Origin of the sequence: Apibacter adventoris, assembly GCF_002964965.1 — a bacterium.
Taxonomy (GTDB): Bacteria; Bacteroidota; Bacteroidia; order Flavobacteriales; family Weeksellaceae; genus Apibacter; species Apibacter adventoris.
Window position 1 is genome coordinate 24,489 of record NZ_PSZN01000004.1, and the last position, 17,792, is coordinate 42,280.

General features: G+C 27.6%; 15 protein-coding genes. 7 read left to right on the forward strand and 8 right to left on the reverse strand.

All coding sequences use genetic code 11. The features are described from left to right. Window positions 1-32: 32 nt before the first annotated feature. The 4 genes from C4S76_RS02630 to lipB form a co-directional block, all read right to left on the reverse strand. Entirely contained in the window at window positions 33-3,182 is a 3,150-nt protein-coding gene (locus C4S76_RS02630) for an efflux RND transporter permease subunit (protein WP_105192395.1), read from the reverse strand. A 46-nt stretch (window positions 3,183-3,228) separates the two neighbouring features. Next, complete coding sequence (locus C4S76_RS02635; RefSeq protein ID WP_105192397.1) at window positions 3,229-4,317, reverse strand: efflux RND transporter periplasmic adaptor subunit; 1,089 nt, start codon at window positions 4,315-4,317, stop codon at window positions 3,229-3,231. Next, entirely contained in the window at window positions 4,317-5,588 is a 1,272-nt protein-coding gene (locus C4S76_RS02640) for a TolC family protein (RefSeq protein ID WP_105192399.1), read from the reverse strand. Before C4S76_RS02640 ends, C4S76_RS02635 begins: the two co-directional genes overlap by 1 nt. An 87-nt stretch (window positions 5,589-5,675) precedes the next feature. After that, window positions 5,676-6,389, reverse strand: a complete 714-nt coding sequence (gene lipB / locus C4S76_RS02645; protein WP_105192401.1) for a lipoyl(octanoyl) transferase LipB — start codon at window positions 6,387-6,389, stop codon at window positions 5,676-5,678. A gap of 531 nt (window positions 6,390-6,920) precedes the next feature. Here lipB and trxA point away from each other — a divergent pair. Then, window positions 6,921-7,238: a thioredoxin gene (gene trxA / locus C4S76_RS02650; RefSeq protein WP_105192403.1), complete on the forward strand. Its 318-nt coding sequence runs from the start codon at window positions 6,921-6,923 to the stop codon at window positions 7,236-7,238. Between the two features lie 71 nt (window positions 7,239-7,309). On the opposite strand, the gene typA is transcribed toward trxA, so the two are convergent. After that, window positions 7,310-9,064 (reverse strand): translational GTPase TypA, encoded by a 1,755-nt coding sequence (gene typA, locus C4S76_RS02655; protein WP_105192405.1) that lies wholly within the window; start codon window positions 9,062-9,064, stop codon window positions 7,310-7,312. A gap of 147 nt (window positions 9,065-9,211) precedes the next feature. Between typA and C4S76_RS02660 the strand changes: the two genes are divergently transcribed. The 4 genes from C4S76_RS02660 to C4S76_RS02675 all read left to right on the forward strand — a co-directional run bounded on the left by C4S76_RS02660 (window position 9,212) and on the right by C4S76_RS02675 (window position 12,121). Further along, window positions 9,212-9,622, forward strand: a complete 411-nt coding sequence (locus C4S76_RS02660) for a hypothetical protein (RefSeq protein WP_105192407.1) — start codon at window positions 9,212-9,214, stop codon at window positions 9,620-9,622. A 43-nt stretch (window positions 9,623-9,665) separates the two neighbouring features. Continuing rightward, window positions 9,666-11,201, forward strand: coding sequence for a YifB family Mg chelatase-like AAA ATPase (locus tag C4S76_RS02665; protein ID WP_105192409.1), 1,536 nt, complete (start codon window positions 9,666-9,668; stop codon window positions 11,199-11,201). Between the two features lie 30 nt (window positions 11,202-11,231). Next, the gene (locus tag C4S76_RS02670; protein ID WP_105192411.1) at window positions 11,232-11,720 is read left to right on the forward strand and encodes a GNAT family N-acetyltransferase; all 489 of its coding nucleotides are present in this window, start codon (window positions 11,232-11,234) and stop codon (window positions 11,718-11,720) included. A 104-nt stretch (window positions 11,721-11,824) separates the two neighbouring features. Further along, a complete protein-coding gene (locus tag C4S76_RS02675) occupies window positions 11,825-12,121 on the forward strand; it encodes a Dabb family protein (protein WP_105192616.1) in 297 nt (98 codons plus the stop codon). Window positions 12,122-12,176: 55 nt separating this feature from the next. Here C4S76_RS02675 and C4S76_RS02680 read toward each other — a convergent pair whose 3' ends face one another. Continuing rightward, window positions 12,177-13,004, reverse strand: coding sequence for a TerC family protein (locus C4S76_RS02680; protein WP_105192413.1), 828 nt, complete (start codon window positions 13,002-13,004; stop codon window positions 12,177-12,179). Between the two features lie 70 nt (window positions 13,005-13,074). Here C4S76_RS02680 and C4S76_RS02685 point away from each other — a divergent pair, with 70 nt between their 5' ends. Next, complete coding sequence (locus C4S76_RS02685) at window positions 13,075-13,953, forward strand: DMT family transporter (RefSeq protein ID WP_181044038.1); 879 nt, start codon at window positions 13,075-13,077, stop codon at window positions 13,951-13,953. A 127-nt stretch (window positions 13,954-14,080) separates the two neighbouring features. On the opposite strand, the gene C4S76_RS02690 is transcribed toward C4S76_RS02685, so the two are convergent. Then, a complete protein-coding gene (locus C4S76_RS02690; protein ID WP_105192417.1) occupies window positions 14,081-14,605 on the reverse strand; it encodes a methylated-DNA--[protein]-cysteine S-methyltransferase in 525 nt (174 codons plus the stop codon). Between the two features lie 147 nt (window positions 14,606-14,752). Here C4S76_RS02690 and C4S76_RS02695 point away from each other — a divergent pair, with 147 nt between their 5' ends. Beyond that, window positions 14,753-15,799 carry an FUSC family protein gene (locus C4S76_RS02695; RefSeq protein WP_105192419.1) on the forward strand — a complete coding sequence of 349 codons (1,047 nt, stop codon included), beginning with the start codon at window positions 14,753-14,755 and terminating at the stop codon, window positions 15,797-15,799. 527 nt (window positions 15,800-16,326) lie between these two features. Here the strand turns inward: C4S76_RS02695 and C4S76_RS11895 are convergent. Next, window positions 16,327-17,673: a DUF6080 domain-containing protein gene (locus C4S76_RS11895; protein ID WP_317045834.1), complete on the reverse strand. Its 1,347-nt coding sequence runs from the start codon at window positions 17,671-17,673 to the stop codon at window positions 16,327-16,329. Window positions 17,674-17,792: the final 119 nt, after the last annotated feature.

A 17,792-nucleotide genomic window follows, 5' to 3' on the forward strand; every position in this document is an offset into this window, starting at 1 on the left:
TAAAAATATATAAATATTTTATGGGATTAATTTTACGAACCTCTTAATGTGTTTTTACGTTCTTTTCGTTCTTGTAATTTTCTCAATCTTCCGGAATAAAACCAATGACAAAATACAGGGAAAACTAAAAGAGTAAAGAAAGTTGCGGTAACTAATCCTCCTATTATTACAATGGCAAGAGGTCGTTGATTTTCTGATCCGATACCATGTGAAGTAGCTGCCGGCATTAATCCTATAGAGGCCATTAATGCAGTCATAACTACCGGACGAATTCTACTTTTTACCCCTTCTTTTATTGCATCTATTAAATGATGTCCTTCTTTTAATAGTTTATTAAATACCGAAACGAGAATTACTCCATTTTGAACGCAGATACCAAATAAAGCAATCATTCCCACACCAGCCGATATACCGAAATTTGTTCCGGTAATAAATAAAGCCCATATTCCTCCAATTAAAGCAAAAGGGACATTCAATAGCACAATTCCTGCTTCTTTTGCATTTCCAAACATGATAAATAGTAAAAAATATATAATTAATAAACTAATAGGAACAACTTGACCTAAACGATGTGTAGCCCGTACCTGATTTTCAAATTCTCCTGTCCAGCCAAATGAATAACCTTTAGGCAATTTTATATTTTTATTGATTTTTTGCTGAGCTTCTGCAATGGTGCTTCCTAAATCTCTATCACGAACAGAAAATTTTACACCTATAAATCTTTTTAGATCATCTCTGTATACAAATGCGGGTCCGGTATGAGCACTGATATTTGAAATCTCATTTAAAGGGATTAAAGATCCAGATATAGTGGGAACCATAAGTCTTTTGAAATCCTGTTCATTTTTTCGGTAATTTTTATCATAGCGAATTCGTACATCAAATTTCTTTTCTCCTTCAAATTTTTCTGTGGCAGTTTTTCCTCCAATAGCCATTTCAATTACAGCTTGTGCATCTTTTTTTGTAACGCCATAAAGAGCCATTTTTTGTTCATCTAATTTTATGCTTACTTCTGGCTGACCTATATTTTTTAGTACTCCGGCATCTTTTATGCCCGGAACATCTTTTATCTGATTATAACAAGCTTTTGCTAAAGAATCTAGCACATATTGATTAGGACCAAATATTTTTACAGCATTTTCTGCTTTAAATCCGGCAACAGCTTCTGCAACATTATCTGAAACCGGCTGAGAATAATTATAAACAATTCCTTGGTATTCTTTAAGGCTATGGTCCATTGCATCTATAAGTTCATCTAATGAAATTTTACGTTTCCATTCAGATTTAGGTTTTAATGTTACTTGAAACTGAGTGAAATTAAATCCATTAGGATCGGTTCCATCATTAGATCTCCCAGTATTGGATATAACTTCATTTACCTCCGGAAATTCTAAAAGTTTATTCCTAAGTGCTTCTGTAATTTTCATGGATTCAGAAAGGTTCGTACTCATTGGCATTTCGGCAGTAACCCATAAAGCTCCCTCATTCAATTTAGGTAAAAATTCTGTACCCAACCATCGGGTTGAAAATAAGGTAAGTATTAATATGATAAAAGCAATAGTTATACTCTTTTTTTGGTAATGATAACACCATCTGAATGCAGAAAATATATATTTATTAATTATTCTTACAAGAAAGGTATGTTTTTCTTTGACATTTTTATTTAAAAGAATAGAGGATAATACAGGAACTAATGTAAGAGTAAATATAAGTGCACCTAATAATGCAAATCCTAGTGTCCATGCTAGGGGAGAAAACATTTTTCCTTCAACTTTTTGAAAGGCAAATATGGGCATCAATGCTGTAATAATTATAAGCTTTGAAAAGAAAACAGCTTTGCCAAGTTCTGTACCCGTAGATCTTATTAATCCAAGTTTACTTAATTTATTAAAAGTTTCTATTCCTCTTTTTTTAGCTAAATGATCTAAAGTAACGAATATTCCTTCTACCATAACGACTGCTCCGTCAATGATAATTCCAAAATCTATTGCCCCTAAAGAAATAAGATTAGCACTCATTCCTTTTATTCTAAGACATATAAAAGCAAAAAGTAAGGCTAAAGGAATAACGATTGATACAATGATAGTAGTTCTCCAATCACCCATAAAAAGAAAAACAATCACAGTTACTAATACTATTCCTTCAACTAAATTATGAGATACGGTATGCATACAATAGTCCATTAGATTATCACGATCATAAACCGTTATCATTTGAACATCTGCAGGAATTGTTGTTTTTTTTATTTCACTGATTTTTTGTTTTAATGCTTTTAATACTTCAGAAGTGTTCTCTCCTTTACGCATAACAACAATACCCTCTACTACATCATTCTGATTTTCTTTTTTGTTTTGGTATCCAGCCTGTCCAACCCTTGGCATACTGGTTTCTACTACTGAAGCCACATTTTTTACTAATATAGGATTACCGCTTTCACTTTTAATAATAATATTTTTAATATCTTCTTTATTATCTAATAATCCTACTCCTCTAACAACAAATGCCTGATCGTTTTTTTCAATAATATCTCCGCCAACATTAAGATTACTTCCATTTACAGCTTCATATACTTCTAAAGGAGATAAATCGTACTTAATAAGTTTGGAGGGATCAACGTGTAATTCATATATTTTATCTTGTCCCCCAAATACATTAATATCAGCAACTCCGGGAACAGAACGTAACTGTCTGTCAAGTACCCAATTTTGTAATGTTAGTAGATCTCGGGTATTTTCAGTTTTACTGGAGAGAACATAACGATATATTTCTCCGGTGGGACCATAAGGAGGTTGCACTTCTGGAGATACCCCTTCCGGGAAGTCAATTGTAGAAAGTTGATTATTTACCTGTTGTCTGGCAAAAAAATCATCTACATTGTCATTAAAAATTATCTTAATTACAGAAAGTCCAAACATACTTACGGAACGAACGCTTGCTTTTTTTTGTACAGAATTCATAGCTACTTCAATAGGAGTTGTAACAAAACGTTCTACTTCTTCTGCACTCCGTCCATTCCATTTTGTGATGATAACTATTTGTGTGTTAGTAACATCGGGGAATGCGTCAATAGGTGTGTTTTTAAAGCATATAATACCTGCTATTATAAGTATGAGTACCCAGAAAAAAGTAAAGAATTTATTTTTTAATGAGAAAGTGAGAATTCCTTTGATGAATTTATTCATAATAAGATAATTGAATATGAATTTGTAATTAAATTTGAAATTATGACTAATTACCTGTAAGGGCTCGGTATATTAATAAAGCATTTTTTGTAATTATCTTTTGACCAGATTGAAGTCCACTTTCTATATAAGCTGTTTTATCATTTTGCTCATATATATTTATAGGGGTGACTTCAATATGTTTGTTATTGTAATAGACTAAAACATAATTTCTATCATTATCAAATATTATAGAACTAGATGGTATCGTAAGCATATTACGATCTTCTTTAATTTTAAGTGTTACTGTAGCATTCATTTCAGGCTTGAGTATATATCCAGGATTGGGTAACTGAATACGAGCCTGCATAGATTTTGTATCAGGATTAATAATATTGAATATTCTATCAACGTTTCCATGTATAACTCTATCAGGATAACTCAAAGTTTGTATATCTGCTTCACAACCTAATTTAATTTGGCTAATGTTACTTTCGCTGATGTTAGCCATAACCCATACATTATTAATTTGAGATACAGTAAAAATACTCTCAGCTCTATCACTTCTTATTAACATATCCGGCGTGATATCTTTTGCTGTAATAAATCCACTAATAGGAGATTTTACATAATAAGTATTATTACTACCCAAATTATAAATATTATATAATTGTTTGATTCTTTGTATTTCAGCTTGTGCTGTTTCAACATCTTTTTTTGCGGAAATTACATCTTTTTCTGTTGCCAATTTTCCTTTAAACATGTCTGAGGCTACTTGCAAATTTTTTTGAGCTTCAAGTAAATCTGCTTGAGCATCTAGCATATCTTTTCTATATCCGGCAACTTCTGTACTTTTAAGCACAGCAAGTATTTGACCTTTTTGGACGTAATCTCCTAACTGTCCATTCACCATAGATACTTTCCCTCCTACGGCAGGAAATACATCAACTGTTTTGTCAGGATCTGTAGTTACTTTACCAAATACTTTTAGTTCATTAATAACCGGACTATAAGTAACTGTTGAGAATTCAAGTTTATTTAACATTTCTTTAGAAAGAACAAATCCGGAATTATCTTCGTCAACTTCCTTTTTATTTATACAGGATAATATTGATATAAAAGAAATAGCTATAAGGTATTTTTTTAAAGAGATCATTAATTTATAGGTTTTATAACATTATTATTAAAAATAGCATAACCGGTGTTATAGTTTAATTCTTCATAAGCCAGTAATTTCTGAAGTTTTAAATTGTTTAGTTGTATTATTTGTTCATGATAAGTTTCTATAAGATCTGTAAACTCTAGTAAAGATAAGTTTCTTTTCATGTAATTGTCAGAAACACTTGTCATTAGAAAATCAAATTGCTTCTCAAATTCAGGATCTAAATGAGAATAACGGTTTTCAAGAGCTTTAATTTTTTCAAATGATAATTTTATTTGATTAGATATGATATTTTCCTGATTCTTTTTTTCTATTTCTGATTGTTTTATTTTGTATTCTGCGTTTTTTATATTTCCTTGATTTCTATTAAAAATTGGAATACTAAAACCTATATTTGCAAGAGTTTCGTTTTTAACATATTCTCCGTTTTTACTAAAACCTATACCTATTTGCAAATCGGGAATAACTTGTTTTTTTTCATATTTTAATTGCATTTGATTCATGTATATTTCTGCTTCAGCTATTTTAATTTCGGGGTGTTGAGCCATAGATTTATCTATAGCATCGTTTAGATTTATTAATTTTAAAGAATATTTATTCAGTTCGGTGGTAGTAGGAGTTGGAGTAAGTTCGTATTCAGGTTTTATTAATAATAAGGTTCTTAAATTATTTTGTTCGCCAGATATTGAATTTTGTAATTCAAGTACGTCGGATGATAAGGAATTATAAGTTGCTGTCATTCTTATAACTTCGTTAAGAGTTACATTTCCTTTTTTGTATTGTACTTGTAAAGCATCGATAATAGTTTTAATTTTCTCTATTTCTACACTGGTTTTATTGATTGATTGTTGTAAATAATAAATGGTAAAATAGCTATTGTGAACAGCATATATTAATTGTTTAACAAGTAACTCATATTGCCAATTTGCTAATTTTTTTTGTGATTCAGCTAAGTTGACTCCTGATTTTTTTTTACCTGCAATTTTAATAGCTTGTTGTAATGTTAATTCGTAATCTCCGTTTAAATCAAACCATCCCTTATCTTTAGAATAAGCAGGAACTTGAAAAGAAATATCAGGGTTATCAAATAATCTTGCTTGAATTTTATTTGCTTCTGCCATATCTACTTCATATCTAGCAGCAAAAAGAGATAGGTTATTTTTTATCAGTAGATCATCTGCATCAGCAAGAGTCAGATTTTTATTCTGTGTGTAAAAAAGATTAACAAACAATAAAAGAGAAAAACAAAATAATAACTTTTGCATATTGTATATATTTTCAATATACAAAAATGTATTATTAAGCTTAAAAAAATCTTTAAAAGGAACTTAAAAAGACCTTAAAAAGGACAGTTATTTCCATTCTAATTCAAAAACATCAGCAAAATAATTTTTTACTTTATTTTTTACTTCATTCATATCAATAGAATAACCTAATTCTTTTTCAATTGAAGTTACAGCTTTATTTTTAATACCACAGGGAATAATATTATTGAAATAGTTTAAATCAGTATTTACATTTAAAGCAAAGCCATGCATAGTTACCCATCTGCTTGCTTTAACCCCCATAGCACATATTTTTCTTGCATATGGTTTACCTGTATCTATCCAAACTCCAGTTTCTCCCAAAGACCTTTCTCCCTTTATACCATAATCACTGATAGTTTTAATTATCACTTCTTCCAAATTTCTCATATACTTATGGATATCTGTGAAAAAGTTTTCTAAATCTAAGATAGGATAACCAATTATTTGCCCGGGTCCATGATAAGTAATGTCTCCTCCTCGGTTTGTTTTTATAAATTTAGCATTAATTTCAAGAAGTTTGTTTTCATTGATAAGTAAATTGTTTGAATTTCCACTTTTTCCTAATGTATAAATATGAGGATGGGATACAAATAAAAAATAGTTTGGAGTTAAATCCTTTTTTTCGTCAATTATTTTTTTATTTTTTATTTTAATATTGATAATGGATTCTAATAATTTATTCTGAATATCCCATGCTTCATTAAAAGATATTTCATGTAAATCTCTATACTCTACAATTTTGTTTTTATGTAAATTCATTTATCAAAACTATGAATATTCATTTAATATTAATAATAAATAATATTTATTATTAAATAAGTAAAAAATTAATTTTTCGATTATTAATAACAGCTTTTTAAATACCTTTGCAATAGTTTTTTACAGAGATTAAAAAAAGTGTTTTGCGTAGTGAATATTTAAAAACCCTTTCAAAATATATTTGAAAGGGCTTAATTAACACTAAAAAACTTTATTAAAGAACAACTAATTATTGGTGCAAAGATACATTTTTTTTCTAAAAAAAAAAATTATATAATATTTTTAATATAAAATTTTTTTTATGAAAATTAGTGGTTTATAACTTATATATGAAATACTTCATATTATGTAAAAATAAGTTTAATTTTATATTTTTTCATTAAATATAATTAGGATTAATCTTATGTTTTTTGTGTTATAATATAATTTGTTTGTTTTTTGATATGTATATAAAATAAGAAAAAGGTGAGTTTATTATAATTTTTTTTAATAACACCAATAAAGTAAAATAATTTAAATAATATAGTAAATATGGCAATAGAAATTACTGATCAATCTTTCAAAGAAGAAGTATTAAGTTCCAATACACCGGTTTTGGTAGATTTTTGGGCAGAATGGTGTGGCCCTTGTCGGAGTTTATCTCCAATTGTTGAGGAATTATCTGAAGAATTTAAGGGAAAAATAAAAGTGGTTAAGCTAGATATAGACTCCAACCAAGAAATTCCAGTGGAATATGGAATTAGAAATATTCCTACACTTTTATTTATTAAAAATGGAGAAGTTGTAGATAAAGTTGTAGGAGTTCAGCCCAAAGAAAAGTTAGTTGAAAAACTACAATCTTTATTATAAGTAGATAATAGATAATAAAAAAACACCTTAATCATTTAAGGTGTTTTTTATATTATAATCTATATGAAAAATTATATTTTTCTCATTCGTAGACTTTTAGGGGTTATTTCTAAATATTCATCATCTTTAATATATTCCATAGATTCTTCCAATGAAAATTCAACTTTTGGAAAAATTTTGGCTGCTTGGTCGGTACCAGATGCTCTTACATTTGTTAACTTTTTTCCTTTAATAAGATTAACTTCTAAGTCGTTATCTCTACTATGTTCACCAACAATTTGTCCCTTATAGATTTGATCTCCTGGTTCAATAAAAAACTTTCCTCTATCTTGTAATCTGTCAATGGCATAAGCTAAAGCCTGACCCGTTTCAGAAGAGACTAAAGATCCATTTTGTCTTTGAGGAATTATATCTTTTATAGGTTCAAAATCTTTAAATCTATGATTAATTATAGCTTCACCGGAAGTAGCTGTAAGGAGTAAATTTCTTAATCCAATTAGTCCTCTGGAAGAAATGTCAAATTCTAAATGTTGTAAATCTCCTTTGGGTTCCATAATTTTTAATTCTCCTTTTCTTTGAGTTACTAATTCAATAGCTTTTCCAGCTACAGAATCAGGTACATCAATAACCAAATGTTCAAAAGGTTCATGTTTTACTCCATCAATTTCTTTAATTGTAACCCTAGGACGTCCTACCTGCAATTCATAACCTTCTCTTCTCATTGTTTCAATTAATACGGATAAATGAAGAATACCTCTTCCAAAAACATTAAATTTATCTTCTGAGTCGGTTTCTTCTACTCGAAGAGCTAAATTTATTTCTGTTTCTTTCATTAATCGATCTCTTAGGTGTCTGGAAGTAACATATTTGCCTTCTTTTCCAAAAAAAGGAGAAGTATTAATAGTAAATAGCATACTCATGGTAGGTTCGTCAATAGAGATTCTAGGAAGGGCTTCAGGAGTATTAATATCAGCGATTGTATCTCCTATATCAAAGCCTTCTACACCAATTACAGCGCATAAATCTCCACTTCGGACGGATTCTACAGATTTTCTACCTAAACCTTCAAAAACTTGTAGTTCTTTAATTCTTATTTTTTTATTTTTTCCATCTTCTTGGCAAAGAGTATAGTCTTTGCCGGAATATAAATCTCCACGGTATACTCTTCCAATAGCTATTTTTCCAACAAAACTAGAAAAGTCCAATGAAGTTATTTGCATTTGGGGAGTACCTTCCACATATGGCGCTTCAGGAATTAATTCTATAATTTTATCTAATAAGTAATCTATATTATCGGTAGGATGTTTGTAATCTCCAGACATCCATCCTTGCTTAGAAGAGCCATATACAGTTTCAAAATCAAGTTGTTCTTCTGTAGCATCTAAATTAAACATTAATTCAAACACTTGATCATGAACATGTTCAGGCTGGCAATTTTCTTTATCAACTTTATTTATAACTACAATAGGTTTAAGCCCTAACTCTATAGCTTTGCTCAAAACAAAACGGGTTTGAGGCATTGGTCCTTCAAATGCATCAACAAGTAAAAGTACTCCATCAGCCATTTTTAATACCCGTTCTACTTCTCCTCCGAAATCAGCATGCCCTGGAGTGTCTATTATATTGATTTTTACTCCTTTATAATTTACCGATACATTTTTAGATAAAATTGTAATTCCTCTTTCTCTCTCTAAATCATTATTGTCTAAGATCAAATCTCCTTCATTTTTTTCTACCACATGGCATGCTTGAATTATTTTATCTACTAAGGTTGTTTTTCCATGATCGACGTGGGCAATAATTGCGATGTTTCTGATTGATTGCATATAAGATATTAAATTTCGGTGCAAATGTAATGTTTTATTACTAAATAAAATGTGTGTTTTTTTAATTAAAAAAATCAGATTGCTGCTAAACACTAATTCTTACATATATTTTTATTGTATTTTTACATAAAATTTAAAATAATATTTATGAGATCATTTGATATAGTACTTATCTCTTGTACCCTATTTTTTTTATCTTGTAAAAAAGATAAAATAACTAATGATTTAGAAACTTCTGTAATGAAAAAATTAGATACTACTGTGGTTGAAAATAAAGAAATAACTATCTCGAATACTATTGATTTAGAACCAATAAAAACGGATATTCCTCAATTTAATGATAAAGAGGCAGATGCTTTTGTGAAAAAAGTAAAAAAATATTTTGAGCAAATAGCAGAGGCTAATCGCTCTAATAACCCTGATGAAATATTAGAATTGCAAATTAGGGCTAATGATATAGATACAGAAATGCAAGAAATAAAAAATAAATTGAGTAAGGAGAAACAAAAACAATTATCAGATTGGTATATGAAGTTAGTAAATGCAGCCTCTAAATAGTTTTTTTATTAAAATAAACTAAAATTATCAAAAAAAAATACAAATGTTAGTAAAAACCTTTGGGAGTGCAGTATATGGAGTGAATGCTCAGATAATAACTGTAGAAGTTAATATTGATAATGGGGTAGGTTATCAATTAGTAGGAATGCCGGATATAGCAATAAAAGAAAGTGCACATAGGATATCAGCAGCATTGAAAAATTGTGGTTATAAAATGCCAGGGAAAAAAATTACCGTTAATTTAGCTCCAGCTGATTTAAGGAAAGAAGGCTCTGCTTATGATTTAACAATTGCTATGGGCATATTAACAGCTTCCGAACAGATTAAGGCAAAAGATATAGATAAATATTTAATTATGGGTGAGCTTTCTTTAGATGGATCTTTGCAACCCATAAAAGGAGTTTTACCAATTGCTATACAGGCTAGGGAAGAAGGATTTAAAGGTTTTTTTTTACCAAAAAAAAATTCAAAAGAAGCTGCTATTGTTAATGATTTAGAGGTTTATGGGGTGGATAATATAAAAGAAGTAATTGACTTTTTTGACAAGGAAAAAAAAATAATGCCTACAATAGTTAATACTCGCGAGGAATTTTTTGAAAATATAGATAAATTTCCATATGATTTTGCTGAGGTTAAAGGACAAGAAAATGTTAAGAGGGCTTTAGAGGTTGCTGCCGCAGGAGGGCATAATGTTTTATTAATTGGTCCCCCGGGAAGTGGAAAAACAATGTTGGCAAAAAGATTGCCTTCCATTTTACCCCCATTAACTCTTTCGGAAGCATTAGAAACTACTAAAATTCATAGTGTAGCAGGAAAATTAGAATCAGAATCATCTTTGTTAACTGTGCGACCTTTTCGTTCTCCTCATCATACCATATCAGGCGTAGCTTTGGTAGGAGGGGGAAGTTATCCTCAACCCGGTGAAATATCACTTTCTCATAATGGGGTGCTTTTTTTAGATGAATTACCTGAATTTAATAGACAAGTGTTGGAAGTTATGCGCCAGCCATTAGAGGATCGGGTGGTTACTATTTCCCGAGCAAAATTTACCATAACTTATCCTTCCAGTTTTATGTTAGTAGCATCCATGAATCCATCTCCTTCGGGTTATTTTCCAGATGATCCAAAAAATACCAGTTCACTTATGGAAATGCAACGGTATATGAATAAAATTTCTGGACCTTTATTAGATAGAATAGATATACATGTAGAGGTATCGCCAGTACCTTTTGATGATCTTTCTAATAAGAGGAAGGGAGAATGTAGTTTGGATATTAGAAAAAGGGTAACAAAAGCAAGAAATATACAATATGAAAGATATAAAAATGCGGATGGAATTCATTATAATGCTCAAATAGGTCCCAAACAATTAGATAAATATTGTCAATTAGATGAAAACTCAAAAAAACTATTAAAATCTGCTATTGAAAAATTAAATTTATCAGCCAGAGCCTATGATCGAATATTACGTGTTGGGAGAACTATTGCAGACCTTGAAAATTGTGAAAATATACAGCCTCATCATATAGCAGAAGCTATACAATACCGAAGTTTGGATAGGGAAGGGTGGGGCACTTAATAAAAAAAAGTATAATTAATTGTAATAGTTATGATTAGATCTGTAAAATTATCGGATGCAAAGGAAATAGCTGATATCTATAATTACTATATTAAAGATACGATAATTACTTTTGAAGAGCAGAAAGTAACAGCGGTAGATATTACTAAAAGAATAGAAAAAGTATTAGAAAAAGGATATCCTTATATAGTATATGAAGAAAATAATTATATTATTGGATATGCTTATGTAAATAATTGGAGGGAACGATCTGCATATGACATTACGTTGGAAACCAGTATTTATTTAAAAAATGATGAGATAGGCAAAGGAATTGGTAGTAGTTTACTATTAGCATTGATAAAAGAATCGGAAAAAATTAATATCCATTCATTAATAGGAGTTATTTCTTTACCTAACAAGGAAAGTCAAAGATTACATAAAAAATTTGGCTTTCATAGGGTGGGAATTTTTAAAGAATCAGGAAAAAAATTTAATAAACTGATCGATGTTGAATTTTGGCAATTAATATTAAAATAAGTAAGATACAATTTTGTAAAATTAATTTTTTTAATAAATATAGACTATATATAATATTTAAAACAGAGATAAATAGTAATTTGCAAAAAAATAATAAAATAAAAATGATACATCATATCGTAATGTGGAAGCTTAAAGAAGCTGATAAAAAAGAAAATGCTCATAAAATTAAAAAAGATTTAGAAGCATTAAAGAATATAATTAAAGAACTGAAATTTATACAAGTTGGTTTTAATATGGACATTGCTCCCCAGAATAATTTTGATGTCATATTGGATACACGTTTTAATTCTTTTGAAGAACTTAATATTTACGCCAATCATCCGGAACATTTGAAGGTTGTTGAGTTTATTAAAACCGTAATTGATCAAAGAGTAGCAATTGATTATGAAGTAAATTAAAATATTAATTATGTTTTTAAAAAAGAAGTTTTATAATATTAAATAATCCTTCTTTTTATTTATTTATTATTTCTGAATCATGAAGATGAACAGGAGTAGATTTCTTTTTATTTAATTTTAAATTTATAAACTCAACAAAAAGTGAAAAAGCAATGGCAAAATACAAATAACCTTTAGGAATAGAGCCTACTTCAGTATTAAATATTTTTAAATGAGATAAGTGAGAAGCTTCAGTTATTAACATAACTCCTATTAAAATAAGAAAAGATAAACCTAAAATTTGAATAGTTGGGTGGGAATTTACAAAATTACTAACAGGCTCAGCAAAAAGTAACATAATCATTACCGAAGCTATGACAGCTAATATCATAATTCCCATAGCGCCCTCATATCCAAATTCTTTAAAACTGACTAAACCTACAGCTGTTAATACACTATCAAAAGAAAATACAATATCTAAGGCAACAACTTGAACAATAGCTGATATAAAACTATTTTTAGCTTTTGAATTATTATGTGTTTCATCTATCCCTTCAAGTTTATGATGAATTTCAGTTACACTTTTATAAAGTAAGAATAACCCACCCAAAAAAACAATAATACTTTGTCCGGAAATACTACCATCTAACCATGAAGTATTAAAAGAATAAATAGGTTTTGTTAAACTCATAACAAAAGAAATTCCAAAAAGTAAACCTATACGAAAAAACATGGCGAGTAACATTCCTGTTCTTCGAGCTTTTGGCTGTTGCTCATTTGATAATTTAGAAGTTACGATTGAAAGAAATACTATATTATCAATTCCAAGAACTATTTCTAAAAATGCAAGAGTTAGAAAAGCTATCCATGCACTTGGCAATAAAAAAACATCTATAAACCCCATAAAATGTTATATATTTTTTTAACAAATTTAATAAATGGATTATTATATTTGCCAGCATTTTAGAAAAATAATGAGATTTTCAGCTACGGTTAAATTACAATTAATAGTTTTTTTATGGGGCTTTACGGGGGTAATAGGAAAGCTTATTAATTTAAATGCCGTGCCTTTAGTATGGGGGAGAATATTAATTGCTGAACCCTTTATTTTTATTTATATATGTTTTTATACTAAAGAAAGCTTACTTATAAGTAAAAGACTTATGTTACAGCTATTGGGAATTGGTACCATAATTGGAATTCATTGGGTATTATTTTATGGAGCTATAAAAATATCTAACATATCTATAGCCACAGCAACTTTATCTACAGGAACCCTCTTTGCAGCTTTTTTAGAACCTATTATATTCAGGAGAAAATTGAAAATAACAGAAATTCTTCTTAGCATTATTATTATCATTTGTATAGGGTTAATATTTAAAACAGAAGTTAAATATTGGAAAGGAATAATTATGGGAATAACCTGTGCTTTTCTTTCCGCATTATTTTCCGTAATTAATGGATATATGAGTAATAAAGGAGCTTCATCTGTAATTACGTTTTATGAATTATTAGGAGGATTTGTTATATTAAATTTTTTCATGTTTTTTGAGAAAAATTGGATGGCTATTGCAAATATTGAAAGGATAGATATTTTATGGATTTTAGTATTAGGAAGTTTATTGACAAGTTTTCCTATGATAGCTACCATGAATTTGATGAAATATATAACACCTTTTACCGTTATGCTTTCTGTCAATATGGAGCCTATATACTCCATATTAATAGCTTTTATTATATGGAAAGATACAGAAGCCATGAGCTTTGTATTTTATATTTCTACCACTGTAATGATTATTGCTATATGTATTAATGGATATCTGAAGACAAAAAATAAAAAATTATCTATATAAAATAGTAAACTTACTTTTTTTGTGTACAGAAGAATATTATGATTAAAATGGATAAATGACAGTCCGAGATGTTTTATACATATTTAAATAGAAAGAATATTTTGTATAAAAAACCATATAATTTTCATTAAAATAAAGATTCTTGAAAATAACTACTTTCAATTTGTAATAATTTTCTTTTAGTAGCCAATCCGCCTGCATAACCCACTAGATCACCATTGCTACCAATAATCCGATGGCAAGGAATAATTATTGATATAGCATTTGCCCCATTAGCAGATGCTATTGCACGGATAGCTTTAACATTTTTTAAGTTTTTGGAAAGTTGAAGATAAGTATAAGTTTTACCATAAGGTATATGAGCTAATTCTTTCCAGACAGATTTTTGAAATTCCGAACCACAAAGAATTAATGGAATACTAAAACTTTCCCTTTTTTTATTTATATATTCTTCCAGTTGAAAAATAGTTTTTTCAATTACAGGAGAAGATTGCTCCACATAATTGGCTTTAAGAAAATTTTTAATTCTATGGTCTAAAGAATCTCTACCTTTTCGGTATTTCCAATCACATAAGCATAATTTATCATTAAAACTACCAATAATTAGTTCTCCTAAAATAGTCTTATAATATTGTATTTTTATATTTTCCATGACTTAAGTCTATACAAAATTCTGTCCAAATAAATTTATCCAAATTTAATTTAATATAAAAAAGGGATAAAATATGCTGGTAATTATTACTTTTGTGTTTGTATGTTTAAATGTACATGTAAATGTTAATATAAAATATTAGCTTTTATGAAATTCGGAAATATTATAAATAAATTTTCATTAAAAGAAGAGACTAAAAAAGATTTATTAATTGCTTTTTATTCTTTACCAGGTATATTAATCATTTATATAGTTGGATTTATGTGTAATAATATTATATATGCCAGTATAGCAGCGAGTGGAGCTGTAACAGCAGGATATGGTGCAAAAAAAAAAATATTAAGATACCCTTTTGCCCCTATGATTATTGCTGTTATTGGTATGAGTTTATGTGCAGGATTGGGTTCTATATCCGGAAATTATTATATAATATATGTTATTGGAAGTATGTTTTTTGCTTGTTTATGTTCATTGGTAGGGTTAATTGATCAAAATGCTTGGTGGATATTATTACAATGGGCAATTGCTTATTTTGTAGCGGGTTATTATGCCGGAAATTTATACTCAGCAGTACTTAGGTGTTGTTTAATCATGGTAGGAGGTTTATTTCAATGTGCTTGTATTATTTTTCTATTAAGAAAGTTTTCGTTTCATAGGAATATAATTCAACCTAAAAATATGGCTAAAATTTTGAAAAATATATATGAGGATATAGATAAAAAAATACGTTTTCATGCAGCTGCTGTATATGCAGCATTAACTATATTTATATGTTTTATATTTATTTATTTTTTTAAAATTCAATATTATTATTGGGCGACTATGACAGCTTTAGTTATTTTAAAACCTGATTTTATGGATACTTTTAAACGAGCAAAGAATAGATTATTAGGAACTTTTATGGGGATTGTTATAGCAACCGGTTTAGTCTTATTAAATTCTTCAAAATATGTTATGACTGCTGAAATCATTGTTTCTTTATATTTATGTTATGTGTTTTCTAATCAAACCTATGCAATATTAACTACTTTTATAACTATTTCTGCAGTTTTGATGTTTTCATTTACAGGGAAACCGGAACTAGAAATAGCTTTTGATAGAATAATAGCTACAGCAATAGGAGGTTTTTCAGCAATAATAATTATGGCTATAAGGTCGTTTTATTTTAAATTGTCAAAAATACATAGATTATAAAAAATTATATTTAATTTACATTAATTAAAATATAAATCATATTTAGAGCCTTAGTTGTGATATCATTTATTAAATATAAGATTATAATATTTTGAGACCATTTAATGGATTTAAATTTATAATTAATATGTATTAAAGTGTTTATTTTAGGAAAACTCTTATTACATAACTCTAAATATGAGTATTCACTTATAAATACTATTGTTATAGACAAAATATTATGATTATAAGTTTTACTTTGTAGGAATTGTGATATTTTATTATTAAAGAATATCTTAAAAATGTTTAAAGGAGAATATTTAAAAAAGTAAATTTTTGTAGATTTAACTTTTTATTGATAGAGATTTATTATAATGCTTAATAATAAAGCATTTAAAGATAAAATAAAACAACGTAGATTTTAATTTTTTTTATTTTATTTTTAGGAAGCTATTGATAAAAAAATATTATAAATTAATAATTCAGTTGATATTTTATTAAAAATAAATTAATATTATAATGCACAATAAAAATAATAAATATTAAAACTAAAGATTTGAACATAAATTTTCTACTAATTGAATAAACTGAAATATTCTGAATCCATTATTGATAATTAATATTAAAATCAATAATATAAGAAAATAATTAAGTATTTTTTGAAAACTATTTTTTAATTTATAAAATAACCAACCGATTAGTAACGGAATAACAAATATAAAATGTCCCCCATACATAAAACTGTCAGAAAGATTGAGTTTAAAAACAATTAATATGAAAATATCAATTCCCCAGCTTAGCAATAAAATCCAAAATAATTTGTTTTTAAAGTTTTTAAATATAGCGTACAAAATAAGTCCTAAAACAGAAAAAACAAAAAGATATTGAAATATCGAATCATAAAAATTAAGATAAATACCCTGATTGGGAATCCATTTCCATGGACTATTATCAATTTTTAATGAAGGAAGAAGCATGTTTCCTCCATAGAAATAGGAAGTAAAAGAATCAAAAATTGAAAAATTTTCCATTTTAAATACATTTTTCCTATCTATATTTTGGAGTATAAAAAAATATAAATTAAATTTAAAAGGAATAAGTATAATTAAAGATAAAATAAAAGTAATTATGCATGTTTTTTTTATAAAATAAGGATAATTTTTATGAGTAAATTTTTTTTCAAACAATATAGGTTCAATTGCTTTAGGTAGGTTTGTAATAGTCTGACCTCCGATTAAAGTTCCTATAATTATATAATATCCATAACTAAGAGTTTTTTTATTCGCAATGAAATATGAAGCTATATAAATATTCATAGATAATAAAAATAAACTAAAAGTAAAAGAATCAGCAGTAAAAGATAGGATTATGTTACCACTAAAAAAAGCATAAAATAATATAATGCTATAACAATATTTAACATTTAATTTAATTATATTTTTTAGATATTTAAATACGAATAAATTGGAATAAGAAACAAATAAAGAACAAAAAAAAGTACTAAAAAGGATATATATTTTATGATTAAAAGAAAAGAAATCTAATGTCAAATAAATAAAGCGCATAGGTAAAAAGAATACGAAACTCAAAGGATGAGTCTCATAGTCATGAGATCCAGCAAACATGAAGGCATTATTATCAAAACTAAAATAAAGATCATAAAAATCTTTTTTATCTATTATACAAGTATCTAAACTTAGGTATATTCCAAGGGGATAATAAAGAATAATAAAAAATAAAAATAATAAAATTTCAGCTTTTGAATTAGGATTTAAAAGCTTAAAAATATATTTGAATTCTGAGAAAAATGAACTTAATTTAGACATAAATGATCGTTTATTTATACTTAAAATAAAATAATTGAAAGTAAATATACATATTATATGAAAAAGCATGTACTTTAATAATTGGTAATAATCGTTGAGATTCTATATGGAGAAAATTAATTATATATAATATTGAATTAAAATTAGATATTAAAGTTGTGTTTTTATTTTTTGGGATAAATATATTA